This window comes from Xenophilus azovorans DSM 13620 (assembly GCF_000745855.1).
Lineage (GTDB): Bacteria > Pseudomonadota > Gammaproteobacteria > Burkholderiales > Burkholderiaceae_C > Xenophilus > Xenophilus azovorans.
Genome location: NZ_JQKD01000062.1, coordinates 1 through 22,902, shown reverse-complemented (window position 1 = coordinate 22,902; position 22,902 = coordinate 1). Strand labels below are relative to the sequence as shown.

The 22,902-nt window shown below is 72.1% G+C and carries 24 protein-coding genes; 11 read left to right on the top strand and 13 right to left on the bottom strand.

The annotated features are described in order from the left end of the window. Window positions 1-141: 141 nt before the first annotated feature. The 7 genes from Q392_RS23330 (at window position 142) to Q392_RS23300 (ending at window position 6,915) form a co-directional block, all read left to right on the top strand. The gene (locus Q392_RS23330; RefSeq protein WP_038213213.1) at window positions 142-549 is read left to right on the top strand and encodes a 5-carboxymethyl-2-hydroxymuconate Delta-isomerase; all 408 of its coding nucleotides are present in this window, start codon (window positions 142-144) and stop codon (window positions 547-549) included. Window positions 550-556: 7 nt separating this feature from the next. Next, window positions 557-1,360: a 2-oxo-hept-4-ene-1,7-dioate hydratase gene (hpaH, locus tag Q392_RS23325; protein WP_038213210.1), complete on the top strand. Its 804-nt coding sequence runs from the start codon at window positions 557-559 to the stop codon at window positions 1,358-1,360. A 7-nt stretch (window positions 1,361-1,367) separates the two neighbouring features. Continuing rightward, the gene (locus Q392_RS23320) at window positions 1,368-2,189 is read left to right on the top strand and encodes an aldolase/citrate lyase family protein (protein ID WP_038213207.1); all 822 of its coding nucleotides are present in this window, start codon (window positions 1,368-1,370) and stop codon (window positions 2,187-2,189) included. A 7-nt stretch (window positions 2,190-2,196) separates the two neighbouring features. After that, on the top strand, window positions 2,197-3,945 hold the full coding sequence (gene ilvD / locus Q392_RS23315) for a dihydroxy-acid dehydratase (protein WP_038213205.1): 1,749 nt from the start codon (window positions 2,197-2,199) through the stop codon (window positions 3,943-3,945). A gap of 30 nt (window positions 3,946-3,975) precedes the next feature. Next, window positions 3,976-4,959: a Bug family tripartite tricarboxylate transporter substrate binding protein gene (locus tag Q392_RS23310; RefSeq protein ID WP_038213201.1), complete on the top strand. Its 984-nt coding sequence runs from the start codon at window positions 3,976-3,978 to the stop codon at window positions 4,957-4,959. Window positions 4,960-5,104: 145 nt separating this feature from the next. Continuing rightward, complete coding sequence (locus tag Q392_RS23305) at window positions 5,105-5,899, top strand: class II aldolase/adducin family protein (RefSeq protein WP_038213198.1); 795 nt, start codon at window positions 5,105-5,107, stop codon at window positions 5,897-5,899. A gap of 8 nt (window positions 5,900-5,907) precedes the next feature. Next, complete coding sequence (locus Q392_RS23300; RefSeq protein ID WP_038213196.1) at window positions 5,908-6,915, top strand: 2-dehydropantoate 2-reductase; 1,008 nt, start codon at window positions 5,908-5,910, stop codon at window positions 6,913-6,915. A gap of 24 nt (window positions 6,916-6,939) precedes the next feature. Here Q392_RS23300 and Q392_RS31450 read toward each other — a convergent pair whose 3' ends face one another. Further along, a complete protein-coding gene (locus Q392_RS31450) occupies window positions 6,940-7,692 on the bottom strand; it encodes an alpha/beta hydrolase (RefSeq protein ID WP_051953887.1) in 753 nt (250 codons plus the stop codon). Between the two features lie 71 nt (window positions 7,693-7,763). Beyond that, a complete protein-coding gene (locus tag Q392_RS33485; RefSeq protein ID WP_038213183.1) occupies window positions 7,764-8,702 on the bottom strand; it encodes a LysR family transcriptional regulator in 939 nt (312 codons plus the stop codon). A 99-nt stretch (window positions 8,703-8,801) separates the two neighbouring features. Between Q392_RS33485 and Q392_RS33480 the strand changes: the two genes are divergently transcribed. Further along, window positions 8,802-9,359 (top strand): cupin domain-containing protein, encoded by a 558-nt coding sequence (locus Q392_RS33480; RefSeq protein ID WP_051953886.1) that lies wholly within the window; start codon window positions 8,802-8,804, stop codon window positions 9,357-9,359. A 43-nt stretch (window positions 9,360-9,402) separates the two neighbouring features. After that, complete coding sequence (locus tag Q392_RS23280; protein ID WP_051953885.1) at window positions 9,403-10,368, top strand: Bug family tripartite tricarboxylate transporter substrate binding protein; 966 nt, start codon at window positions 9,403-9,405, stop codon at window positions 10,366-10,368. Between the two features lie 12 nt (window positions 10,369-10,380). On the opposite strand, the gene Q392_RS23275 is transcribed toward Q392_RS23280, so the two are convergent. Together Q392_RS23275 and alr are read right to left on the bottom strand one after the other, a co-directional pair. Then, the gene (locus tag Q392_RS23275; protein WP_038213179.1) at window positions 10,381-11,202 is read right to left on the bottom strand and encodes a hypothetical protein; all 822 of its coding nucleotides are present in this window, start codon (window positions 11,200-11,202) and stop codon (window positions 10,381-10,383) included. Continuing rightward, window positions 11,199-12,302: an alanine racemase gene (gene alr, locus Q392_RS23270; protein ID WP_038213176.1), complete on the bottom strand. Its 1,104-nt coding sequence runs from the start codon at window positions 12,300-12,302 to the stop codon at window positions 11,199-11,201. Before alr ends, Q392_RS23275 begins: the two co-directional genes overlap by 4 nt. Before the next feature lie 321 nt (window positions 12,303-12,623). On the opposite strand from alr, the gene lplT reads away from it, so the two are divergent. Both lplT and Q392_RS23260 read left to right on the top strand, forming a co-directional pair. Continuing rightward, window positions 12,624-13,928, top strand: a complete 1,305-nt coding sequence (gene lplT, locus Q392_RS23265; RefSeq protein ID WP_038213173.1) for a lysophospholipid transporter LplT — start codon at window positions 12,624-12,626, stop codon at window positions 13,926-13,928. Window positions 13,929-13,983: 55 nt separating this feature from the next. After that, window positions 13,984-14,475 carry a glutathione peroxidase gene (locus Q392_RS23260; protein WP_038213172.1) on the top strand — a complete coding sequence of 164 codons (492 nt, stop codon included), beginning with the start codon at window positions 13,984-13,986 and terminating at the stop codon, window positions 14,473-14,475. A gap of 99 nt (window positions 14,476-14,574) precedes the next feature. Here Q392_RS23260 and Q392_RS23255 read toward each other — a convergent pair whose 3' ends face one another. The 9 genes from Q392_RS23255 to Q392_RS33475 form a co-directional block, all read right to left on the bottom strand. Then, window positions 14,575-14,979: a hypothetical protein gene (locus Q392_RS23255; RefSeq protein WP_038213169.1), complete on the bottom strand. Its 405-nt coding sequence runs from the start codon at window positions 14,977-14,979 to the stop codon at window positions 14,575-14,577. Window positions 14,980-15,057: 78 nt separating this feature from the next. After that, on the bottom strand, window positions 15,058-16,287 hold the full coding sequence (glcF, locus tag Q392_RS23250) for a glycolate oxidase subunit GlcF (RefSeq protein WP_038213166.1): 1,230 nt from the start codon (window positions 16,285-16,287) through the stop codon (window positions 15,058-15,060). Window positions 16,288-16,305: 18 nt separating this feature from the next. Further along, complete coding sequence (locus Q392_RS23245; protein ID WP_084217348.1) at window positions 16,306-17,142, bottom strand: YoaK family protein; 837 nt, start codon at window positions 17,140-17,142, stop codon at window positions 16,306-16,308. Between the two features lie 4 nt (window positions 17,143-17,146). Beyond that, window positions 17,147-18,259: a glycolate oxidase subunit GlcE gene (gene glcE / locus Q392_RS23240; protein ID WP_038213162.1), complete on the bottom strand. Its 1,113-nt coding sequence runs from the start codon at window positions 18,257-18,259 to the stop codon at window positions 17,147-17,149. A gap of 1 nt (window position 18,260) precedes the next feature. Continuing rightward, complete coding sequence (locus tag Q392_RS23235; protein WP_038213161.1) at window positions 18,261-19,763, bottom strand: FAD-linked oxidase C-terminal domain-containing protein; 1,503 nt, start codon at window positions 19,761-19,763, stop codon at window positions 18,261-18,263. 101 nt (window positions 19,764-19,864) lie between these two features. Beyond that, complete coding sequence (locus Q392_RS23230) at window positions 19,865-20,782, bottom strand: LysR substrate-binding domain-containing protein (RefSeq protein ID WP_051953884.1); 918 nt, start codon at window positions 20,780-20,782, stop codon at window positions 19,865-19,867. A 20-nt stretch (window positions 20,783-20,802) separates the two neighbouring features. Beyond that, window positions 20,803-21,702, bottom strand: coding sequence for an SMP-30/gluconolactonase/LRE family protein (locus Q392_RS23225; RefSeq protein ID WP_038213216.1), 900 nt, complete (start codon window positions 21,700-21,702; stop codon window positions 20,803-20,805). 61 nt (window positions 21,703-21,763) lie between these two features. Further along, window positions 21,764-22,534, bottom strand: a complete 771-nt coding sequence (locus tag Q392_RS23220; RefSeq protein ID WP_157008166.1) for a hypothetical protein — start codon at window positions 22,532-22,534, stop codon at window positions 21,764-21,766. An 11-nt stretch (window positions 22,535-22,545) separates the two neighbouring features. Then, window positions 22,546-22,902 (bottom strand): ShlB/FhaC/HecB family hemolysin secretion/activation protein (locus tag Q392_RS33475; RefSeq protein ID WP_038211684.1); only part of this gene is annotated, 357 nt, incomplete at its 5' end.

Genomic DNA, 22,902 nt, shown 5'->3' with positions numbered 1-22,902 from the left:
AGGAGCGCGCAGTGAGTTGTGCAGCGCCGCCCCTGGCCGAGCACCGCAGCGCAGTCGGCGCAACGCGCCGACCGCCCCACCATGAGCCCGCGCCCCAGGCCCCCGGCCACGGCGCGCGCCTCCAACGCTGAACACACTGCCATGCCCCACCTGGTCATCCTCTACACCCCCAACCTCGAAGCCCGCACCGACATGACGGCCCTGTGCCGCACGCTGGCCGACGTCATGCTCGAACAGCGCGACGAGGACGGCCGCCAGGTCTTCCCCACCGGCGGTACGCGCGTGCTGGCCTTCCCGGCGGCGCATTTCGCCGTGGCCGACGGCCGGGACGACTACGCCTTCGTCTACCTGAACCTGCGCATGGGCACAGGGCGTTCCGATGCGGTGAAGCGCAAGGCCGGCGATGATCTGCTGGCCGCCGTCCGCGCCCATTTCGCCCCCATCTTCGACCGGCAGCTCATGGGCTGCACGCTGCAGATCGACGAGAGTCCCGGGCAGGTGTACGACGGCAAGCACAGCAACCTGCACCCCCTTTTCAACAAAGGCTGACCCCGCGATGCTCCCCGCCTCCGCCATCGAACAGCTGGCCGCCGAACTGCACGAGAGCGAACGCTCGCGCGTGCAGGTCGAGCATTTCTCCAAGCGCTTCCCCGACATGACGATCGAGGACGGCTACGCCGTCTCGCGCGCCTGGGTGAAGCGCAAGCTGGCCGAGGGCCGCACCGTCAGGGGCCACAAGATCGGCCTGACCTCGCGCGCCATGCAGGTCTCCAGCCAGATCGACGAGCCCGACTACGGCACGCTGCTGGACGACATGTTCTTCGAGAGCGGCGGCGACATCCCCTTCGAGCGCTTCATCGCGCCGCGCATCGAGGTGGAACTGGCCTTCATCCTCGGCAGGCCGCTGAAGGGCCCCGGCGTGACGCTGTACGACGTGCTGGCCGCCACCGACTGGGTGGTGCCCGCCATCGAGATCATCGACGCGCGCATCGAGCAGTTCGACCGTCACACCAAGGCGCCGCGCAAGGTCTTCGACACGATCAGCGACAACGCCGCCAACGCCGGCATCGTGACCGGCGGGCGCCCCGTGCGGCCCGACGCGGTGGACCTGCGCTGGGTGTCCGCGCTGCTGTTCAGGAACGGCGTGATCGAGGAATCGGGCGTGGCCGCCGCGGTGCTCAACCACCCGGCCAACGGCGTCGCCTGGCTGGCCAACAAGCTGGCGCCGTGGGACGAGCACCTGGAAGCCGGCGAGGTGGTGCTGGGCGGCTCCTTCACCCGGCCCGTCAACGCGCAGCGCGGCGACACCTTCCATGCGGACTACGGCCCGCTGGGTTCCATCAGCTTCCGTTTTGCCTGAAACCACCATGAAGACCCCCGAGAACCGCTTCAAGACCGCCCTGGCCGAGCGCCGTCCGCAGATCGGCCTGTGGCTGGGCCTGGCCGATGCCTACAGCGCCGAGATCTGCGCCGGCGCCGGCTTCGACTGGCTGCTGATCGACGGCGAGCACTCGCCCAACGGCCTGGCCAGCGTGCTGGCGCAGGCGCAGGCCATCGCCGCGTACCCCGATTCGCACGCCATCGCCCGCGTGCCGCTGGGCCACGGCGACGCCGGCACGGCGCTCATCAAGCAGTACCTCGACCTCGGCGTGCAGACCCTGCTGGTGCCGATGGTGGACACCGCCGCGCAGGCCGAGGCCATCGTGCGCGCCACGCGCTACGCGCCGGCCGGCGTGCGCGGCATGGGCGGCGCGCGCGCCTCGCGCTGGGGCCGCTACACCGACTACGCCACCGCCGCCAACGCGCAGATCGGCCTGCTGGTGCAGGCCGAGACGCGCGAGGCGCTGGACAACCTGGACGCCATCGCCGCCGTGGACGGCGTGGACGGCGTGTTCATCGGCCCGGCCGACCTCTCGGCCTCGATGGGCCACCCTGGCAACGCAGGGCACCCGGACGTGCAGGCCGCCATCGCCGACGCCATCCGCCGCATCCGCGCGGCCGGCAAGGCCCCCGGCATCCTGACGCCCGACGAGGCGCTGGCGCGCGAGTACCTGAAGCAGGGCGCGCTGTTCGTCGCCGTGGGGCTGGACACGAACCTGCTGGCCCGCGGCACGGCCACGCTGGCCGCCCGCTTCAAGGGCGACGGCAGCGCCGCGCCGGCCCCGGCAACGCGCGGCGCGACCTACTGACCTGCGAATGACCGACCCCACGAAGAAGACGGCCCTGCCGCCGCGCTCGGCCACCATCCACACCGGCACCATCCGCGCCACCACGCGCGCCTTCCTGCGCGCGCTGGGGCAGGACGACGAGGACATCGCGCGGCCGCACGTCGGCGTATTCCACACCGGCGGCGAGATGAGCCCGTGCAACCTCAACCTGCGCGAGCAGGCGCAGCACGCCAAGACCGGCATCTACGCCGCCGGCGGCACCCCGCACGAGTGCCCGGTGGTGTCGGTGAGCGACGGCCTGACGATGGCGCACTCGGGCATGCGCTTCTCGCTGATCTCGCGCGAGCTGATCGCCGACAGCGTCGAAGCCTCGGTGCGCGGCCACCAGTGGGACGGCGTCTTCGCCATCGGCGCCTGCGACAAGAACCTGCCGGGCCTGATGATGGGCATCGTGCGCTGCAACGTGCCGGGCGTGTTCGTGCACGGCGGCGCCGCGCTGCCGGGGCGCATCGGCCCGCACGGGCGCGACCTGAACGTGGTCGACACCTACGAGACCATCGGAAAGCTGCTCGCCGGCGAGGCCACGGCCGAGGAACTGGAGACGATGAGCCGCGCCTGCCTGCCCACCGCCGGCTCCTGCGCCGGCCAGTTCACCGCCAACACCATGGGCATGGTGAGCGAGGCGCTGGGCCTGGCGCCGATCGGCTCCAGCATGGTGCCGGCCGTCTACAGCGAGCGCGCCCCGCTGATGCGCCGCGCCGCGAAGCAGCTGATGCGCGCCGTGTCCGCCAGCCTGGAAGGCGGCGGCCCGCTGCCGCGCGACATCGTGACGCGCCAGGCGCTGGAGAACGCCTGCGCCGTGGTCTGCGCCACCGGCGGTTCGACCAACGCCGCGCTGCACATCCCCGCCATCGCGCACGAGGCCGGCATCCGCTTCCACCTGGACGACGTGGCCGAGGTGTTCGCGCGCACGCCGCTCATCGCCAACCTGAGCCCCGGCGGCAAGTACCTGGCGCGCGACGTCTACAGCATCGGCGGCGCCGGCGTGGTGCTGCGCGCGCTGCTCGACCAGGGCCACCTGCACGGCGACGCGCTCACCTGGACCGGCCGCACGCTGGCCGAGGAGCTGGCCGGCTGCGCCGAACCCGACGGCGAGGTGGTGCGCCGCGCCGGCGAGCCGATCAGTCCCGACGGCGGCCTCACGGTGCTCAAAGGCAACCTGTGCCCCGACGGCGCACTGCTCAAGACGGCCGGCCTGAAGACCCTGGTGCACGAGGGCCCGGCCCGCGTGTTCGAGAACGAGGAAGAGGCGCAGGCCGCGGTGCAGAACCGCCGCTACCAGGCCGGCGACGTCATCGTCATCCGCAACGAGGGGCCCAAGGGCAGCCCCGGCATGCGCGAGATGCTGGGCATCACCGCGCTGCTGTACGGCCAGGGCATGGGCGACAAGGTGGCGCTGCTGACCGACGGGCGCTTCTCCGGCGCCACGCGCGGGCTGTGCATCGGCTACGCCGGGCCCGAGGCGGCGGCGGGCGGGCCCATCGCGGCGCTGCGCGACGGCGACCGCATCGCCATCGACGCACGCCCCGGCGCGCGCAGCATCACGGTGGCGCTTCCGGCCGAGGAAATAGTGATGCGATTGAATCAAAAAGCGGGTGTAAACGAGGGGGCGCCCCGCGGGGGGCTGCTGGAAAAATACGCGCTCACCGTGCGGCCGGCGCACCAGGGCGCGGTCACCCACTCGGGGGCCGTGACCTGGCTGCGCGACGCATCCTGAACCACCCCATCCAGACGGAGACCCCTCGCCATGATCCACCGCCGCCATCTGCTGCAAGCCACCGGCGCGTCCGCCCTGCTGGCCGGCCTCGGCCAGCGCGCCTTCGCCCAGGCAGGCATCGAGACCGCCACCATCGTCACCGGCTTCGCCGCCGGCGGCACCTCCGACACCATCTGCCGCCGGGTGGGCCAGAAGCTGCAGCCGGACTACGCCAAGGCGGTGGTGGTCGAGAACCGCACCGGCGCCGGCGGCCAGATCGCCATCCAGTACGTCAAGGGCCGCCCGGCCGACGGCGCGACGATCCTGCAGACGCCGACGTCGATGCTCACCATCTATCCGCACATCTACAAGAAGCTGCCGTACGACCCGGTGGCCGACCTGACGCCGGTGAGCGTGGGCTGCGTGTTCGACTTCGGCTTCGCCGTCGGCCCCGCGGTGCCGGCCGAGGTGAAGTCGGTCAAGGACTTCCTGGCCTGGGCCAAGGCCAACCCGGCCGGCGCCAACTTCGGCTCGCCGGCGGCGGGCTCCACGCCGCACTTCGTCGGCGCGCTGATCGGCAAGAGCGCCGGCGTGGAACTCAAGCACGCCGCCTACCGCGGCACGCAGCCGGCCATGCTCGACCTGCTGGGCGGCAACATCTCGGCCGTCTCGGGCCCGATCGGCGACATCACGCAGCACCTGCAGTCGGGCAAGGTGCGCATCCTCGCCACCTCGGGCGAGAAGCGCAACCGCTTCGCGCCCGACGTGCCCACGCTCAAGGAGCAGGGCATCGACATGGCGCACAGCGAGTGGTTCGCCTTCTTCCTGCCGGCCAAGGCCTCGCCCGACGTGGTGGCGCGCCTGAACGCCGGCATGAAGGCCGCGCTGGCGCACAAGGACGTGATCGACGGGCTGGGCACCTTCGGGCTGGAGGCGATGTCCTCCTCGCCCGCGGAGCTGGCCGAGTTCGTGAAGAAGGACACCGCCAAGTGGGCGCCCATCGTCAAGCAGGTGGGCTTCACCGCGGAGGCATGACCACCCCCAGTCTTCGCGGACTTCGTTCCGCTCCGCCAACCCCCTCAAGGGGGCACATCCTGCGGTCCGGCCAAGCCGGTCCCGCGGATGTTCCCGCACGGCCTGCTCCGCGGCCACTTGATCGGGGCAACCGATAGGAGTCTCCATGAATCGCCTCTCCGCTGCCGCACCCTCCCAGGCGCTGGTCCATCCGCCCATCCACCCCGACGAGCGCGCCGCGCGCGTGCAGCTCGCGGCCTGCTACCGCATCTTCGCGATGCTGGGGTGGACGGAGATGATCTACAACCACATCACGGTGCGGCTGCCCGACAGCGTGACCGGCGGCGAGAAGCAGTTCCTCATCAACCCCTTCGGGCTGCACTACAGCGAGGTCACGGCGAGCAACCTGGTCAAGATCGACCTCGCCGGGCGCGTGCTCGACGGCTCGACGCACCGCGTCAACCCGGCCGGCTTCGTGCTGCACGCGGCCATCCACGACGGCGTGCCCGACGCGCACTGCGTCATGCACACCCACACCACCGCCGGCGTGGCCGTGGCCTGCCTGGAAGGCGGCCTGCAGCAGACCAACTTCTACTCGGCCCAGCTGCACGGCATGGTGGCGTACCACGACTTCGAGGGCATCACCATCCATGCCGACGAAGGCCCGCGCGTGATCCGCAGCATCGGCGACAGGCAGGCCGTGATCCTGCGCAACCACGGCCTGCTGGCCTGGGGCCACACGCTGCCGCAGACCTTCGCCATCCTGTGGACGCTGCAGCGTGCCTGCGAGATCCAGATGGCGACCTTCTCGATGGGCCGCGCCATCCCGGTGAGCGAGGCCGTCGCCGAGAAGTGCACGCGCGACGCGCTTCAGTTCGACCCGAGCCACGGCGCCGGGCAGGACGTGTTCGACGCCCTGGTGCGCCAGGTGGACCGCATCGACCCCTCCTACCGCGACTGAGCGCCGCCATGAAAGCCTGCATCTACGGCGCCGGCGCGATCGGCGGCTGGATCGGCGCCGCGCTGGCCCGCGCCGGCCAGCGGCCGAACGTGGTGGCGCGCGGCGCCACGCTGGCCGCGCTGCGCCAGGACGGCCTGACGCTGGTGCGCAGGGACGAAGGCGGCGCGGACGTGCGCGAGCGCGTGCCGGTCCACGCGGTGGAGGACCCGGCCGACCTCGGCCCGCAGGACCTGGTGGTGGTGGCCGTGAAGGCGCCGGCGCTGGAGGCGGTGGCCGCACGCATCGGGCCGCTGATCGGGCCCGACACCACGGTGCTCACCGCCATGAACGGCGTGCCCTGGTGGTTCCTCGAAGGCGGCTTCGGCGGCCCGCTGGCCGGGCGCCGGCTGACGGCGGTGGACCCCGCCGGCGCCATCGCCGAGGCGATCCCCTCGCGCCACGTGATCGGCGGCGTGGTGCACTGCAGCTGCTCGCTGGACGCGCCCGGCGTGGTGCGCCACCACTTCGGCAGCGGCCTGATCCTGGGCGAGCCCTCGGGCGAGGCCACGCCGCGCGTGCAGCGCCTGGCCGAGCTGCTGGCGCGCGGGGGTGTCCAGGCCAGCGTGTCGCCGCAGATCCAGAAGGACGTCTGGTACAAGCTGTGGGGCAACATGACGGTCAACCCCGTCAGCGCGCTGACGGGCGCGACGACCGACCGGATCCTGGGCGACGACCTGGTGCGCGGCTTCATCTCCGCGGTGATGCTGGAGGCCAGGGAGATCGGCGAGCGCATCGGCGTGCCCATCGCCGAGAGCCCGGAAGACCGCCACAACGTCACGCGCAAGCTCGGCCCCTTCAAGACCTCGATGCTGCAGGACGTGGAGGCCGGCCGCGCGGTGGAGCTCGATGCGCTGGTGTCGGCCGTGCGCGAGCTGGGCCAGGGCGTGGGGCTGCACACGCCCTTCACCGATGCGCTGCTGGGCCTGGCGCGGCTGCAGGCGCAGGAACTCGGCCTGTACGGCGCGCGCTCCAGCTAGCTGCGCAGGTCCGCCCGCGCGCCTTCACGGCGCCCCGGCCGCCTGCGGCCGGGAAAGAAAGCGCACGATCTCGCGCATCTGCTCGCCGGCGATCCGCACGTGGCCGCCGACGAACGCCTGCAGCCGCTTGTCGACGGTGCCCAGCGCGTCGAACAGCGCGAGCTGCCCTTCGCGGGTGAACAGTTCGTCGTCCCACTTCTGCTGGAACAGGACCGGGCACCGCACCGCGCGCGCGTCGTCGAGCAGCCGCGCCGACTGGACGAAGCTGGTGCCCCACATGCCCAGCACGGCACGGGACACGCGGCGCTCCACGGCCAGCAGCGGCAGCCCGTAGGCGGTGCCCATCGAGACGCCGAGCCAATGCAGCCCGCTGCCGGGCAGCGCATGCGCCAGCTCGTCGATCAGCGCCTGCCAGCGCGCGACGTGCGCGCCCACGTGGCCGGGGTCGTGCTCCCACACGTGGAAGAACCTCGCCCGGTTCGCCGGCCCTTCGTCGGGCTCGCCGGGCGGCGTCCTGGCGCCGTGCACCGGGCCGTCGAGCGCCACGACCCGCCAGCCCAGCCGGCCCGCGAATTCCATCGCCGCGTCCCACACGTCCACGCCGGTCTTGGAGCTGCTCCCGCCGTGCTGCACCAGCAGCACCGGCGCGCGCTCTCCGGGCTGCGTGCCGGGCCTGTCGTACATCGCCGCCGAGGCGAGACGGCCCTCGCCCCGCGGCCTGAAGACGCGGCAGCGCACGCCGTCGCGCTGCTCCTGCATGTCGGTCCATTCGAACATCGCACCACGGTAGCCGCACCGGGGCGTTCGCGCCATCAAGCCCGCGCAATGGCGGCATTGCGCCGGCTTGGCTACGGCACCGTCCGGATGTCGATGCCCGTGGCCGCCTCTCCCGGCGCGATGGCGCGGACCGTGTCCCGCACCCAGGCGTGCAGCGCCTGCCGGTGCGTGCGCTCGTGCCACACCATCACGTTCTGGATCTGCGGCAGCTCGACCGGCACCGGCGAGACGTCCAGGTCGAGGAAGCCGGCGAAGTGCCGGCACATCCACGTCGGCAGCGTCGCGACGTGCTGCGAGCCCGCCACGATGTAGGGGATGACCAGCACCGACGAGACGCGCACGGTGCGCGGCCGGTCGAGCCCCGCGGCGGCGAGCGCCCGGCCGATCGTCTGCTCGATCGTGGAGCGCGGCGAGAAGGGCGAGCCGAACACGACGTGGGTCCTGCGCAGGTACGCGTCGAGCGTCAGCGGCTCGTCCGCGGTGGCCTTCGCCCGCATGCACGACAGCGGCTGGGGGAACAGGGGCGTGCTGCGCAGGTCCGGATGGAGGTCCGGAAAGTGCCCGATGGCGAGGTCGCACTCTCCTTCGCTCAGCCACTCGCGCAGATGGTCTGGATCGGGCTGGCGCACGTTCAGCGTCACGTGCGGCGCCGATTCCGCCAGCCGCTGCGACAGGGCCGGCACGACCGCCATGCCCATCGAGTCGGCGGCGGCCACCGTCACCATCCCGGTGGCGCTGGCCAGCTCCAGCGGCCCCTCGTTGGCGAAGATCTCGTCCATCAGCTCGATGCCCTCCCGGACCTTGCGGGCCAGGGCATGCGCGCGCTCCGTCAGGATCAGCGCGTTGCCGGAGCGCACCAGCAGCGGGTCGCCGGTCAGCTCGCGCAGGCGCGACAGCGCGTTGCTCATGCCCGGCTGGCTCATCTCCAGGCGCTGCGCCGCACGCGTCACGGAGCGCTCGGTCAGAAGCGCATCGAGGCAGATCAGGAGGTTGATGTTGCTTCTCTTCACGCGGGCATCAGCTTGGCTTATTCGGACATTGCACGCGGCTGATTGTGGCCCGCAGGCCGGGATGCTCGAATCGGACTTCCCCCGACCTCCCGCAGAACCATGCCGATCCAGACCACCAAGCCCACCACCGCCGACATGCTCGCCTGCGTGGCGCGTTTCGCGGACCTCCAGCGCTGCGAGACGGGCCTGCCCGACATGCAGCTGCCCGACTGCCGGCGCGCCTTCCTCAACGTCCTGGGCTTCGACCAGCCCAAGGGCGACGGCCAGTTCTCGCCCTTCGGCGACCGGGCCAAGGCGCGGGTGTCGCACCTGCAGGCCGGCTTCGGCGTCTCGTTCATCGCCGCCGCGCCGGGCAAGGGCGTGCTGATGCACACCCACGACACGGTCGAGACCTTCATGGTCATGAAGGGCACGTGGAAGCTGGAGTGGGAGGGCGACCAGGGCGACGATCACCTCCTGCTGGAGCCGCTCGACTTCATCGCGTTTCCCGTCGGCGTGCAGCGCCGCTTCGAGTGCGTGAAGCCGCCCGAGGGCGAGGCCGAGGGCCTGCTGCTCGGCATGATCGGGGGCAACGCGCCGGCCGCGGAGATCTCTCCCGCCGGCATCGAGCGCCTGATCGAAGCCGGCATCTTCCAGCGCGACAAGCTGGCCGCCTGAGCATCCGTCCGGGATGCAGAAGAAATACCTGGAGACAACACGCATGGACATCACCCGCCGGGGCCTCGTGCTGGCCGGGGCGCTCGCCGCCGTGGCCGGTTCCGCAGGCGCGCAGGGGGCCTACCCCAGCAAGCCCGTCAAGATCATCGTGCCGGCGCCGGCCGGCTCGGGCCCCGACGTCATGGCACGCCTGTACGCCGACCACCTGAGCCGCGCCCTGGGCCAGCAGTTCCTGGTCGACAACAAGCCGGGCGCCTCCGGCAACATCGGCGCCGAGTCGGTCGCCCACGCGCCGGCCGACGGCCACACGCTGCTGTACGCGTACAACCAGATCCCGACCATGAACCCGCACCTGTTCGGCAAGCTGGGCTACGACATGCGCAAGGACATGGCGCCGGTCTCCATCACCCTGACGACCGGCTACATCCTGCTGGCGAACAACGACTTCCCTGCCGCCGACCTCGCGCAGACCATCGCCTACGCGAAGAAGCATCCGGGCAAGGTGGCCTACGCGAGCTACGGCCCCGGCACCGCGTCGCACCTGGCCTTCGAGATCATCCAGGAGCAGACGCGCACGGAGTTCCTCCACGTGCCCTACAAGCAGGGCCAGTTGACGGACGTGATGGGCGGCCAGGTGGCCATGGTCTTCGAGCCCTTCCCCTCCGCCATTCCCTTCGCCGCGAGCGGCAAGACGAAGGCGCTGGCGGTGACCACGCCCAAGCGCCTGGCGGCGCTGCCGAACGTACCGACGATGTCGGAGGCGATCCCGGGCTTCGATCTCCTGGGCTGGCAGGGCGTCTGGGCTCCCGCGGGCACGCCGACGGCGGTGCTCGCGAAGCTTCAGTCCGAGTTCGCGAGGATCACGCAACTGCCCGACATGCAGAAGCGCATCCGCGATTTCGGCTCGGAGCCGGTGGGCGGCTCGTCCCGGGAGATGGCCCAGACCATCGAGGCGGAGTACGCCCTGTGGGGCAAGATCATCCGGGCCAAGAACATCCGGCTGGATTGACGCCTGCGCCCCTCAGCCGCGGCCGGTGAGCAGGCGCACCGCCTGCGGCAGCGAACCGGCCTGCGGCATGAAGCGGTCCAGCGCGATGCCCAGGACGACCGCGCAGGCCAGCGCGCCCAGCAGCGGCTTCCACGTCAGGCGCACGGCCGCGCCCAGCCAGCCCTCGCGCGCCACCCGCACCGCGGTGCGCGCCGAGGCGTAGGAGAAGGCGATCTCGATCGCCACCGCGAGCAGCGCCTCGGAGCCGAAGTACACCAGCACCAGCGCGCCGGCGCCGAACAGCACCGCCGCGCCGATCAGGAAGACAGCCACCACCGGCACCACGACGACGGCGCCCTCGTCGGCGCCGGCGGCCGCGCCCAGCGCATCGCCGGCCAGGTCGCCCAGGCCGGTGCCGCCCGCGTCGGCGTCGGGCGCGGCGAAGTCGCCCGAGCTGCCGCCGCCCGCGTAGTCGCCTCCGCCGCCGCTGCGGAAAGAAGAGGCCGGCGCCTGCCCGCCGCCGGACGGCGGGCGCGGCAGCGGCAGTTCGCCGGGAAGGTCGATGCCGTCGCCCCAGCCGCTGCTGCGGTCGTCCTCGTCGCGCACCAGCCGCTGCGCCCACCAGCGCAGGATGCCGAGGTACGCCAGGTAGCCCAGTCCCAGTGCCACGGCATAGCGCAGCGCCAGCGCATCGACGCCCGCCCACATCAGCAGCGCCGAGGCCGCCCACATGACCAGCAGCGTGAGCGTGCCGATGGCCAGGCCGTGCACGCGCAGCGCGTGGCGGCGGTGCAGGTCGCGCTCGACCTGCGTCTCCCACAGGCGCACGGAGCGCCAGTTGGAGAAGACCTTCATCCGCCGTTGTCTTCGACGGCGAAGGGCACGCGCGGCGCCACCGCGCACATCAGCTCGTAGCCGATGGTGCCGCAGGACTGCGCCACCTCGTCGATGGGCAGCACGGCACCGGTGCCGGCGCTGCGGCCCCACAGCACAACCTCGCTGCCGAGCGCGGCGCCGGGCACGGGGTCGAGGTCGACCGCGAGCATGTCCATGCTCACGCGCCCCACCACGCGGGTGCGCACGCCGTTCACCAGCACGGGCGTGCCGGTGGGTGCGTGGCGCGGGTAGCCGTCGGCGTAGCCCACCGCGGCGACGCCGATGCGCATCGGCGCCTCGGCGGTGAAGCGCGAGCCGTAGCCCACCGTGTCGCCGGCGTCCAGCGCCTGCACGCCGATCAGCCGCGTGGCCAGCGTCATGGTGGGCTGCAGCTGCCAGTGGGCGGCGTCGTGCTCGGGATGGTCGGGCGAGCCGCCGTACAGCACGATGCCGGGGCGCACCCAGTCGGCCCGGGTGGCCTCGGCATGGCGCAGCACGGCGGCGCTGTTGGCCAGGCTGCGTTCGCCGGGCAGCTCGCGCGTGGCTTCGTCGAAGGCGGCCATGGCCGCGTCGATGCCCCTGGGGCCGTCGGCATCGCTGAAGTGCATCATCAGCGAGACCTCCTCCACCTGCGGCAGCGCTGCCAGGCGCGTCCACGCCGCACGCATGCGCGCGGGCGCGAAGCCCAGGCGGTTCATGCCCGAGTTCATCTTGAGGAAGACGCGGTGCGGCTGCTGCGTCTTGTGGGCGGCCAGCCAGTCGATCTGCTCGTCGCAGTGCACCGCATGCCACAGCCCGAGGCGCGAGCACAGCTCCAGGTCGCGCGGCTCGAACACGCCCTCCAGCAGCAGGATCGGGCCGCGCCAGCCGAGGGCGCGCACGCGCTCGGCCTCGGCCAGGTCCAGCAGCGCGAAGCCGTCGGCGCCGCGCAGCGCGTCGTACACGCGCTCGATGCCGTGGCCGTAGGCATTGGCCTTGACCACCGCCCACACGCGCGACTCGCGCACCGCGCGCCGCACGCGCTCCAGGTTGTGGCGCAGCGCGCCGGGATGGATGGTGCAGAGGATCGGGCGAGGCATGAAAGGACGTTCGGCGTGCGAGGGAAAACACCCACTGAACAAGGGGTGCCTGCGGTCATTTTGGCACCGCACCCCCATGCTATAACCACGCACCCCTGCCCCATCGGTACCCGCATTCCGCGCGGCCGTCGTCCCCTCCCCAGGCGAGACGGCAGCGCACACGGCGCGGCGCCGGCGGCGGTTCCGACGACTCTCCCCCACTGCCCGCCCCGTGCCGCCCGGCCTGTTCCGCATCTCAAGAAGAAAACGCCGGGCCGCCCCAAGCCGTCATGTCCTCCCCCGGGGACGGGGCAGGCGCAGCCTCGCTCCGGGAGCGCCCCGATGAAGCGCGGCTTCTACACGATCATGGCGGCGCAGTTCTTCTCGTCGCTGGCCGACCAGGCGCTGTTCGTCGCCGCCGTCGAGCTGCTGCGCTTGGCCGGCGCCGCCGAGTGGCAGCGCGCCGCGCTGGTGCCCATCTTCGCGATCTTCTACGTGGCGCTGGCACCGCTGGTGGGCGCCTTCGCCGACGCGCTGCCCAAGGGCAAGGTCATGTTCATCAGCAACGCCATCAAGGCGGTGGGTTGCGTGGCCATGCTGTTCGGCGGGCATCCCTTGCTGGCCTACGCGATCGTGGGGCTGGGCGCGGCGGCCTACTCGCCGGCCAAGTACGGCATCCTCACCGAGCTGCTGCCGGCCTCGCAGCTGGTCAAGGCCAACGGCTGGATCGAGGGGCTGACCATCGCCTCGATCATCCTGGGGATCGTGCTGGGCGGGCAGCTCGTGGGGCATGCGCTGTCCAGCCACCTGCTGGCCTTCGACTTCCCGGTGATCGACACCGGCATCGACACGCCGCCGGAGGCGGCCATCACGGTGCTGATCGCGGTGTATGCGCTGGCGGCGTGGTTCAACACGCGCATCCCGCACACCGGCGTGGAGATGCGCCCGCTGCGCGCCAACCCGCAGCACGGCCTGCTGCGCAACCTGCTGGGCCTGCTGCCCGACTTCTGGCGCTGCAACGAGCGGCTGTGGAAGGACAAGCTCGGCCAGATCTCGCTGGCCACCACCACGCTGTTCTGGGGCGCCAGCGGCAACCTCAAGTACATCGTGCTGCCCTGGGCGGCCGTGGCGCTGGGCTACGGCACGACGCAGGCCTCGGCGCTGACGGGCGTGCTGGCCGTGGGCACGGCGGTGGGCGCGGTGGTGGCCTCGGCGCGCATGCGGCTGGACATCGCCACCCGCGTCATCCCCCTGGGGGTGGCGATGGGCCTGCTGGTGGTGTGCATGAACTTCGTCGGCAACGTGTGGGTGGCCATCCCCTTCCTGATGCTGCTGGGCGGCCTGGGCGGCTTCGTCGTGGTGCCGATGAACGCGCGGCTGCAGCACCGTGGCCACAACCTGATGGGCGCGGGCCGCTCCATCGCCGTGCAGAACTTCAACGAGCAGGCCTGCATCCTGCTGCTGGGCGCCTTCTACAGCGCCTGCACCTGGTTCGGCCTGTCGGCCTACGGCGCCATCTCCGCCTTCGGGCTGGTGGTGGCGGGGGTGATGGTGCTGATCCAGCTCTGGTACTGGCGCACGCTGCGGCGCTACCCGCGCGAAGTGATCCAGCTCCTGCGCATCGCCCGCACCGACAAGCACCATTGAGCGCCGCCGGGCGCACAATGGCCGGATCGTCCACTCTTTCCCCGCGGAGGCCGCCATGGCAGGCAGCATCTACGACTTCGAGGTCCGGCAGATCGACGGCGAGCAGGTGCCGCTCGCGCGCTTCAAGGGGCAGGTGCTGCTGATCGTGAACACGGCCAGCCACTGCGGCTTCACCCCGCAGTTCGGCGGGCTGGAAGACCTGTACGAGCGCTACAGGGAACGCGGCTTCGCGGTGCTGGGCTTCCCGAGCAACCAGTTCGGCAACCAGGACCCGGGCAGCAACGACGAGATCGGCGCCTTCTGCCAGAAGAACTACGGCGTGAGCTTCCCGATGATGTCCAAGATCGAGGTCAACGGCCCCGGCGCCGACCCGCTGTACCGCTGGCTCGTGAAGGAGAAGCCGGGCCTGCTGGGCAGCACGGCCATCAAGTGGAACTTCACCAAGTTCCTGGTCGGGCGCGACGGCGCGGTGATCCGCCGCTATGCGCCGCTGGACGCGCCGGCGACCCTCGCCCGCGACATCGAGGCCGCGCTGGAGGCGGCCTGAGCGCCCTCACCCGTTCAGGCTGAGCCTGTCGAAGCCCGGCGCCGCGCTTCGACAAGCTCAGCGTGAACGGGGGTGGATGGACCGAGCACAAGGACCGCGTCAGAACCGGAAGTCCAGCGTGCGCGGCCCGCCGCCCACGGTGACGGACTGGCTCCTGGTCACGCCCTCGAGCGTGGCCTGCACGGTGTATTTGCCCGCGGGCAGGTCGATCAGGCACACGGGCCCGCCGGCGCGCAGCCGGGCCGAGGCGGCGCCCTGGATCTGCACGTCGACGCTGGCCAGGTAGGCGCCGTCGGCGCGTGCGAACAGCAGCGACAGCGGATGCGAGGCCATCGCCGCGCGCATGGCGGTGGATTCGTCCGAGCCGATGCCGCCGCAGGCCCAGCGCACGGCGCCCTCGCCGTGCATGGCCGGCAGCGGCGCCTGGGTCTGGGCCTGCGCCGCACACGCGGCGGCCAGCAGCCCGGCGGACACGGCCAACAGATGAAAGGAACGCAGCGGCATGGCAGTCGCCTCCGGTGACGAACACCCTGCCACCTTAGTACGGGCCCGCGCCGGCGCGCGTCGGACCACAGCGCGCCTTCAGGCCGGCGCCAGCGCGGCGTCCAGCAGCTCGACCCAGTGCCGCACCGGCACTTCCGTGCCGCTTTGCAGGTGGGTGATGCAGCCGATGTTGGCCGAGGCGATCGCCGCGGGCTGCAGTTGCTGCAGGTGGCCCAGCTTGCGGTCGCGCAGCGGGTAGGCCAGCCCGGGCTGCAGCACCGAGTAGGTGCCGGCCGAACCGCAGCACAGGTGCGATTCGTTCATCGCCACCTGCACGTCGAAGCCCAGCGCGCGCAGGCCCGCCTCGACGCCGCCGCGCAGCTTCTGCCCATGCTGCAGCGTGCAGGGCGGGTGGTAGGCCACCACGCCCGCGAGGGCGTGCACGCGGCCCTTGAGCTGCGGCACCAGGCCGGGCAGCAGTTCGCCCAGGTCGCGGGTGAGTTCGCTCACGCGGCGCGCCTTGTCGGCGTAGGCCGCGTCGTGCGCCAGCGCGTGGCCGTACTCGCGCACGGTGACGCCGCAGCCGGACGCGTTCATCACGATCGCCTCCACCTCGCCGCGCTCGACGTGCGGCCACCAGGCGTCGATGTTGGCGCGCATCTGGGCGCGGCCGCCGTCCTGGTCGTTGAGGTGGAACTTCACCGCGCCGCAGCAGCCGGCCTCGGGCGGCACCACGCACTCGATGCCCGCGGCGTCGAGCACGCGCGCGGTGGCGGCGTTGATGTTGGGCGCCATCGCCGGCTGCACGCAGCCGGCCAGCAGCAGCACCTTGCGCGCATGCGTGCGGGTGGGCCACAGGCCGGCCGCCTGCGGCGCGGGCACCTTGGCCCTGAGCTTGGCCGGCAGCACGCCGCGCACCGCCTGGCCGAGCTTCATCGCCGGCGCGAACAGCGGCGAGGGCAGGCCCTCCTTGAGCAGCCAGCGCAGCGCGCGCTCGCCCGCCGGGCGGGGCACCTTCTCCTCGACCACCTGCCGGCCGATGTCGACCAGGTGGCCGTACTGCACGCCGCTCGGGCAGGTGGACTCGCAGTTGCGGCAGGTCAGGCACCGGTCCAGGTGCAGTTGCGTGGCGCGCGTGGGCTCCTTGCCTTCGAGCACCTGCTTGATGAGGTAGATGCGCCCGCGCGGGCCGTCCAGCTCGTCGCCCAGCAACTGGTAGGTGGGGCAGGTGGCGGTGCAGAAGCCGCAGTGCACGCACTTGCGCAGGATGGCCTCGGCCTCGCGGCCGGCGTCGGTGCCCTGGAACTCGGGGGCCAGTTCGGTTTGCATGGTCTTCTCGTGGGGGAATCAGGCGGCGGGCGGCTCGGGCGTGTCGCCGGGCGGCGGTGTCTTGCGCCGGCGCAGGCGCAGCGTGTCGGCCACCGCCTGCAGGGCCTGGCGCAGCTCGCGCGAGCGGCGCACGTCGTCGAGGAAGGGCGGCAGCGACAGCGACAGCAGCAGCGCCGCCAGCGGCAGCACGCAGATGAAGCCGAGCCACTTGAAGCCCGCCGCGCCGGCCAGGCCGCCGGCCACGAACATCAGCACCAGCCCGCCGAACAGGCGCAGCCGCGGCGCGTTGTGGCGCACCAGCTGGCCGGCGGGGCGGCCGTGCCGGTTCCAGTAGAGCATCTTGCCCAGCTCGATGCCCAGGTCGGTGAGGTTGCCCGTCATGTGCGTGGTGCGCACCTTGCCGGCGGAGGTCTTGGCCGCCAGCGCGTTCTGCAGGCCCATGATGAAGCTCAGCAGCAGCACGGTGAGCGGCACCGCGAAGGGCGTGTGCCAGCCCAGCGTGATGGCGCCCATGAGCCCGAAGGGCAGCATCAGCGCCGCCTCGAACAGCAGCGGCAGCGCGTAGGGATGGCGCAGGCGGTGCTGGCGGCCCCAGTTGATCTGGATGGCCGCCACGGCCGCGCCGCACACGAAGGCGAGGATGGCGCCCAGCGCGTTGAGCAGCAGCGTGGTCTGCCCCAGCACGATGGCATCGGCCACCTGCGAGGCGAAGCCGGTCATGTGCGAGGTGTACATGTGCAGCACCAGGAAGCCGCCCGCGTTCATCGCGCCCGCGTTGAAGGCCAGCAGCAGGCCCAGCACCCGGTTGGTGGAGGGCGCGCGGTGGCGGTCGGTGAGGTAGCGCAGGCGTCGCACGGCTTCAGGCGGCGAGGCGGCCGGGGTTGAAGACGCCGGCGGGATCGAAGCGCTCGCGCAGCGCCTGGTGGATGCGCGCGAGCGCCGGGCTCGGCGTGTCGAAGCGCGGCTCGTCCCGGCCGCCGGCGGCGGCAGCGAGGAAGAGCGTCGCGTGCCCGCCGGCGGCGCGCGCCGCCTCGCGCACCGCGGCGGCGTGGCCGGCCGGCAGCGCGTACCAGCGCAGGCCGCCATGCCACTCGACCAGCGGTTGGCCCGGCAGCGCCAGCACCGGCGCCGTCTGCGGCACCGACACGCGCCACAGCGCCAGCCCCTTGGCCTTCGCATCGGCGAAGAAGAGCAGCCGCTGGTCGCGCAGCGCCGCCCAGTCCTCGGCCGCATGCGGGTGCGCGCGGCGCTCGCCGCCCAGGTGGCGGCAGGCCGATTCCACGGCCGCCACCGCGCCGCGCAGGCGCAGCCAGAGCACGCCGTCGGGGCCTTCGCCCGAAGCCTGCCAGGCGCTGGCGTTGAGCGGCCAGGGCTGCCCGCCCCAGCCGTTGACGAGGCGCAGCGTCTCGGCCTGCGTGCAGGCGAATTCCAGCGTGGCCTCGGCCGGCGGCACGGGCAGCACCTTCAGGCTCACCTCGGTGATCAGCCCGAGCTGCCCCATCGAGCCCGCCAGCACGCGCGAGACGTCGTAGCCCGCCACGTTCTTCATCACCGTACCGCCGAAGCGCAGGTGCTCGCCGCGGCCGTTGACCATCGCGGCGCCAAGCACGTAGTCGCGCACGCAACCGACGCTGGCGCGCGACGGGCCCGACAGCCCGCAGGCCACCATGCCTCCGACGGTGGCCGGCCCCGCGCCGGGCACGTGCGCGAAGTGCGGCGGCTCGAAGGGCAGGCACTGGCGCCGTTCGGCCAGCACCGCTTCCAGCGCGTGCAGCGGCGTGCCGGCGCCCACGGTGACGACCAGCTCGCTCGGCTCGTAGCTGACGACGCCGGCCAGCGGCGCGGTGTCGAGCAGCTCGCCTTCCAACGAGGCGCCGTGGAAGTCCTTGCTGCCGCCGCCGCGGATGCGCAGCGGCGTGCGCCGCTCGGCGGCGGCGCGGATGCGGTCGATGAATTCGTTCAGGGCAGCCATCTCAGAAACGGGGCAGGTCGGGATGCGGCAGCACGCCGCCGCGCACCACCTGCTTGCCGTACTCGGCGCAGCGCACCAGCGAGGGAATCACCTTGCCGGGGTTGAGCAGCCCGGCCGGGTCGAAGGCGGCCTTGACGGCCAGCATCTGCGCGTTCTCCTCGGGCGTGAACTGCACGCACATGCTGTTGAGCTTCTCCACGCCCACGCCGTGCTCGCCGCTGACGGTGCCGCCCATCGCCACGCTGGTCTCCAGGATGTCGGCGCCGAAGAGTTCGCAGCGGTGCAGTTCGTCGGGGTCGTTGGCGTCGAACAGCACCAGCGGGTGCAGGTTGCCGTCGCCGGCGTGGAAGACGTTGCAGCAGCGCAGGTTGTACTTCTTCTCCATCTGCTGGATGGCGATCAGGATGTCGGCCAGGCGCTTGCGCGGGATGGTCGAATCGAGGCACATGTAGTCGGGGCTGATGCGGCCCGAGGCGGGGAAGGCGTTCTTGCGCCCGCTCCAGAACTTCAGGCGCTCCTCCTCGCTCTCGCTCACCGCGATGGCGGTGGCGCCGCAGCCGCGCAACACCTCGGTCATGCGGCCGATCTCTTCCTCGACCTCTTCCGGCGTGCCGTCGGACTCGCACAGCAGGATGGCCTCGGCGTCGAGGTCGTAGCCGGCGCGCACGAAGTCCTCGACGGCGCGGGTCATGGGCTTGTCCATCATCTCCAGCCCGGCCGGGATGATGCCGGCCGCGATGACCGCAGCCACCGCGTCGCCGGCCTTCTGGATGTCGTCGAAGCTGGCCATGATGCAGCGCGCGAGCTGCGGCTTGGGCACGAGCTTCACCGTCACCTCGACGGTGACGGCCAGCATGCCCTCGCTGCCGACGACCAGCGGCAGCAGGTCCAGGCCCGCGCAGTCCAGCGCCTCGCTGCCGAACTCGACCGCCTCGCCCTCGGCGGTGAAGCCGCGCACGCGCAGCACGTTGTGCAGCGTCAGGCCGTACTTCAGGCAGTGCACGCCGCCGGAGTTCTCGGCCACGTTGCCGCCGATGGTGCAGGCGATCTGGCTCGACGGGTCGGGCGCGTAGTACAGGCCGTAGGGCGCCGCCGCCTCGCTGATGGCGAGGTTGCGCACGCCGCACTGCACGACGGCCGTGCGCGCCACCGGGTCGATCTTCAGGATGCGGTTGAACTTGGCGAGCGACAGCGTGACGCCCTCCGCATGCGGCATCGCGCCGCCCGACAGGCCCGTGCCCGCGCCGCGCGCCACCACCGGCACGCCGAGCGCGTGGCAGCTCCTCAGCACCGCGGCCACCTGCGCCTCGGTCTCGGGCAGGGCCACCACCAGCGGGCGCTGGCGGTAGGCGGTGAGGCCGTCGCACTCGTAGGGCACCGTGTCCTCGGCCTGCCACAGCAGCGCATGGGCCGGCAGGTGCGCGGCCAGCGCCCGCACGATCTGCGACTGCCGCTCGGCGCGGCCGAGGGCGCCTTGCTGTCCGGGGTTGAGGGGGGCGTTCATCGCGGGTTCCTTGCTTGCGTGTCTCTTCTCTTCGGGCGTGCGCGCCGGGTATTGTCCGCCCGCCCCGCCGGGCGGGCCGGCCGCCCCGCCGTGAAGTTTTTTCAGCCCGCGTTGAGCTTTTGTGCGGCGGCCGGCGTTGGCCCGGGCCCCTGCACCAGCCAGTCGACGAAGGCCGCGCACTCCCAGCGCTCCAGCGTGCCGGGCTTCCAGCAGATGTAGTTGGCGTTGGGCGAGGGCACCGCGCGGCGCGACAGGCGCTGCAGCCGGCCGCTGTCGAACCAGGCGGCGCCCATGTCCAGCCGCACCAGCGCGACGCCGAAGCCGGCCGCCGCCGCGTCGTACACCAGGCCCAGGTCGTTGAACTGCGCGCCGGCGTCGGGCTCGCGCAGCGGCAGGCCGCAGGCGGCGAACCAGGTGCTCCAGGGCTCCAGCGGGCTGCGGATCAGGCGCGCCTGGCGCAGCTCGTCGGCCGTCTCGAAGCCGTCGAAGGGCCCGTGCTCGGCCAGGAAGGCCGGGCTGCAGGCCGGCGTGACCTCGCCGGCGGCGACCACGCGGTACTCGCGGTCGGTGTAGCCGCCGGTGCCGAAGCGCACCTCCAGGTCGGCGTCCTCGGCCGTCACGTTCAGCAGCGGGATGGACACCTGCAGCGTCAGCTCCACCTCCGGGTAGGCGGTGCGGAAGGTCTCCAGCCGCGGCATCACGTAGGTGCGCGCATAGGTCGGCGTGAGCGCCACCTTCAGCCGCGTGGTCTCCTCGCCGCCGCGGCGGGCCGGCAGGTGCTGCAGCGCCGCCAGGCCGGTGCGCACCTGCGCCAGGTAGGCCACGCCTTCGGCGGTGAGCGAGAAGTCGCCGCGCGAGAACAGGCGCAGGCCCACGTGCGCCTCCAGTTGACGCACGCGGTGGCTCACGGCGCTGGCGGTCACGCACAGCTCGTCCGCCGCGCGGCTGACGCTGCGCAGGCGGGCCAGCGTCTCGAAGGTCACGAGGCAGTGGATGGGCGGGATGGCGCGGAAGGACATGGGGGACAGCGGCCGGCCGTTCAGTCGTCGAAGAAGTCCACCGGCCGGCCGGGTTCGTCCGCGCGCTGCATCAGCACGCGGCCGGCATCGGGCTGCCGCGCCAGCTCTTCGGCCGGCCGGCCCTTGCGGGCCGAGGTGACGAACAGCGTGCGCAGGTCGTCGCCGCCGAAGCAGGGCATGGTGGGGCACTGCACCGGCACGGGCAGCGCAGCGAGGGTGCCGCCGCCGGCGCCGTCGAGGCACAGCACCTGCGCGCCCTCGTACATCGCCACCCAGTAGCGGCCCTGCGCGTCGAGCGTGGCGCCGTCGGGCCGGCCGCCGTAGGGCGCGCCCTCCTGCTTCGCGTCGAAGCGGCGCCACGCGCGCGGCGGGCCGAGGCGGTTGGCCTCGGGCTCCCAGGGGTAGGCGCGGATGGTGTGCGAGGGGGTGTCGGTCCAGTACAGCGTGCCGGCGCCGAAGGCCAGGCCGTTGGCGGTCATCGCGTCGCCGGCCTTGGGTTCGAGCGCGGCGCCGGCGGCGCGCGGGTCGAGGCAGTACAGCGCGGCGTTGCGCCCGGTCTTCGCCTCGTTGATCGAGCCGGCCCAGAAGCGGCCCAGCGGATCGCACTTGCCGTCGTTGAAGCGCATCGTGGCGCCGTCGTGCGCCGCGGCGGCCATGCGCGCCAGCGGCCCGCCCCACGCGTGCGCCCGGTAGATGCCGTCGCGCAGCGCGATCACCAGCCCGCCGCGCCTGGCCGGGGCCATGCAGCCGGGCGCCTGCGGCAGCGGCCAGCGCTCGACCTGCACGCCGGCGCCGATGGGCCCGCGCGTGCGCAGCACCTGGCAGCCTGCGATGTCGAGCCAGTAGAGCGAGCGCTCCTGCGGATGCCAGAAGGGCGATTCGCCCAGGTCACAGAGGCTGTCGGTGAGCGCGGTCCACATGCGGGCATTGTGCGCGCTGGCGTTCGCCACTCTGTCTGGTGGCCCATCGCTCTCGGAAAAGTCAATTCAGGTGTCGTCGATCCGGCAACCTGCTCTCCTTGCGCCTGATGGCCATATGCAAGACGTCGCGCATGTATTCGAAATGCTGCAGCAACACCGCTTGCAGCATCCCTCCGACAGACATGCCGGCCAGGAAAGCAGCGACGAAGATGACCGCCATCGAAGGCCAGCCCCCGCTGCTGACAAACGCAGACAGCTCTCTGTAGGCGGCCCATCCACCGACCATGATGGAAAGGAGGGCCACCTTGTCGGGAGAGCCGATCAGCAGATTTCGACGCCGCTCCAAGCGGCGAATTCGCCAGTCCAGCCATTCCTGCGTCCTGAAAAGTGCGTCGAGTGGGAAGCATGCAAGCTTTCCCACCTCCGCCATGTCGTGTGCCATCTCTTGCGGGAAATGCGCCATCGGCCGCTTCCAGGTGGAGAGAATGCCCAGCACGCCGGAGGCGGTCTGAAGCAGCATCGCGCCGATGGCAAGCGCGGCCGCCAATACGAGACCGGCAATGCAGAGCTGCGCAGCCGGCGAAAGCGTCTTGACTGCGCCGGATTGCACGAGCACGACGGCTGTGATGCCAAGCACGAATTCAAGGCATCCCGCGCTGACGAGCATGCCGGTCGCCCAGCGGGACAAGGTCGCAGGCAGGCCGGTGAGCGGTGCACCTGCGCGCAAAGGTGCCGCGGTTTCAAGGCATTGCAGGACGGCCGCTTCCGCTCGCACCTGAAGTGCGGGCTCACCGGCCACCTGAGGGGAGGTGGGTTCTTTAAGCGCCGTCATGCGAAGTCCGCTCAAAAACTCACATTCAGATTGACCCCGCCCGTGACCCTGCCCGTGCGGTACCCCTCGGGCTTCCACACCGGCGCACCGACGAACACGTCGTAGCTCAGGCGCTTGAAGGCGCCGCGCACGCCGATCACGGCGCCGGCCAGGTGGTTGCCCAGCAGGTACTTCACGCTCGCGCCGCCCACGTGGCCGTAGTCCAGCCCCGCGTAGAGTTCCGCGCCGCTCGCTCCCATCGCCCAGCCCACGTCGTTGCGCACGAGCCAGCCGCGCTCGGCCATCAGGCTGGTCTCCCCGTCGAAGCCGCGCACCGTGTAGCGCCCGCCGATGGCGAAACGGTCCTGCGGCACCAGCGGCGTGCGGTT

Coding starts and splice junctions, on each gene's coding strand:
- Q392_RS23275 (WP_038213179.1), bottom strand. CDS start 11,202: ATGAAGGTCTTCTCCAACTGGCGCTCCGTGCGCCTGTGGGAGACGCAG.
- Q392_RS33480 (WP_051953886.1), top strand. CDS start 8,802: ATGCCGATCCAGACCACCAAGCCCACCACCGCCGACATGCTCGCCTGC.
- Q392_RS23300 (WP_038213196.1), top strand. CDS start 5,908: ATGAAAGCCTGCATCTACGGCGCCGGCGCGATCGGCGGCTGGATCGGC.
- Q392_RS23330 (WP_038213213.1), top strand. CDS start 142: ATGCCCCACCTGGTCATCCTCTACACCCCCAACCTCGAAGCCCGCACC.
- lplT (WP_038213173.1), top strand. CDS start 12,624: ATGAAGCGCGGCTTCTACACGATCATGGCGGCGCAGTTCTTCTCGTCG.
- Q392_RS23320 (WP_038213207.1), top strand. CDS start 1,368: ATGAAGACCCCCGAGAACCGCTTCAAGACCGCCCTGGCCGAGCGCCGT.
- Q392_RS23225 (WP_038213216.1), bottom strand. CDS start 21,702: ATGTGGACCGCGCTCACCGACAGCCTCTGTGACCTGGGCGAATCGCCC.
- ilvD (WP_038213205.1), top strand. CDS start 2,197: ATGACCGACCCCACGAAGAAGACGGCCCTGCCGCCGCGCTCGGCCACC.
- Q392_RS31450 (WP_051953887.1), bottom strand. CDS start 7,692: ATGTTCGAATGGACCGACATGCAGGAGCAGCGCGACGGCGTGCGCTGC.
- alr (WP_038213176.1), bottom strand. CDS start 12,302: ATGCCTCGCCCGATCCTCTGCACCATCCATCCCGGCGCGCTGCGCCAC.
- Q392_RS23220 (WP_157008166.1), bottom strand. CDS start 22,534: ATGACGGCGCTTAAAGAACCCACCTCCCCTCAGGTGGCCGGTGAGCCC.
- Q392_RS23255 (WP_038213169.1), bottom strand. CDS start 14,979: ATGCCGCTGCGTTCCTTTCATCTGTTGGCCGTGTCCGCCGGGCTGCTG.
- Q392_RS23310 (WP_038213201.1), top strand. CDS start 3,976: ATGATCCACCGCCGCCATCTGCTGCAAGCCACCGGCGCGTCCGCCCTG.
- Q392_RS23260 (WP_038213172.1), top strand. CDS start 13,984: ATGGCAGGCAGCATCTACGACTTCGAGGTCCGGCAGATCGACGGCGAG.
- Q392_RS23230 (WP_051953884.1), bottom strand. CDS start 20,782: ATGTCCTTCCGCGCCATCCCGCCCATCCACTGCCTCGTGACCTTCGAG.
- Q392_RS23305 (WP_038213198.1), top strand. CDS start 5,105: ATGAATCGCCTCTCCGCTGCCGCACCCTCCCAGGCGCTGGTCCATCCG.
- hpaH (WP_038213210.1), top strand. CDS start 557: ATGCTCCCCGCCTCCGCCATCGAACAGCTGGCCGCCGAACTGCACGAG.
- glcE (WP_038213162.1), bottom strand. CDS start 18,259: ATGGCTGCCCTGAACGAATTCATCGACCGCATCCGCGCCGCCGCCGAG.
- Q392_RS23235 (WP_038213161.1), bottom strand. CDS start 19,763: ATGAACGCCCCCCTCAACCCCGGACAGCAAGGCGCCCTCGGCCGCGCC.
- Q392_RS23280 (WP_051953885.1), top strand. CDS start 9,403: ATGGACATCACCCGCCGGGGCCTCGTGCTGGCCGGGGCGCTCGCCGCC.
- glcF (WP_038213166.1), bottom strand. CDS start 16,287: ATGCAAACCGAACTGGCCCCCGAGTTCCAGGGCACCGACGCCGGCCGC.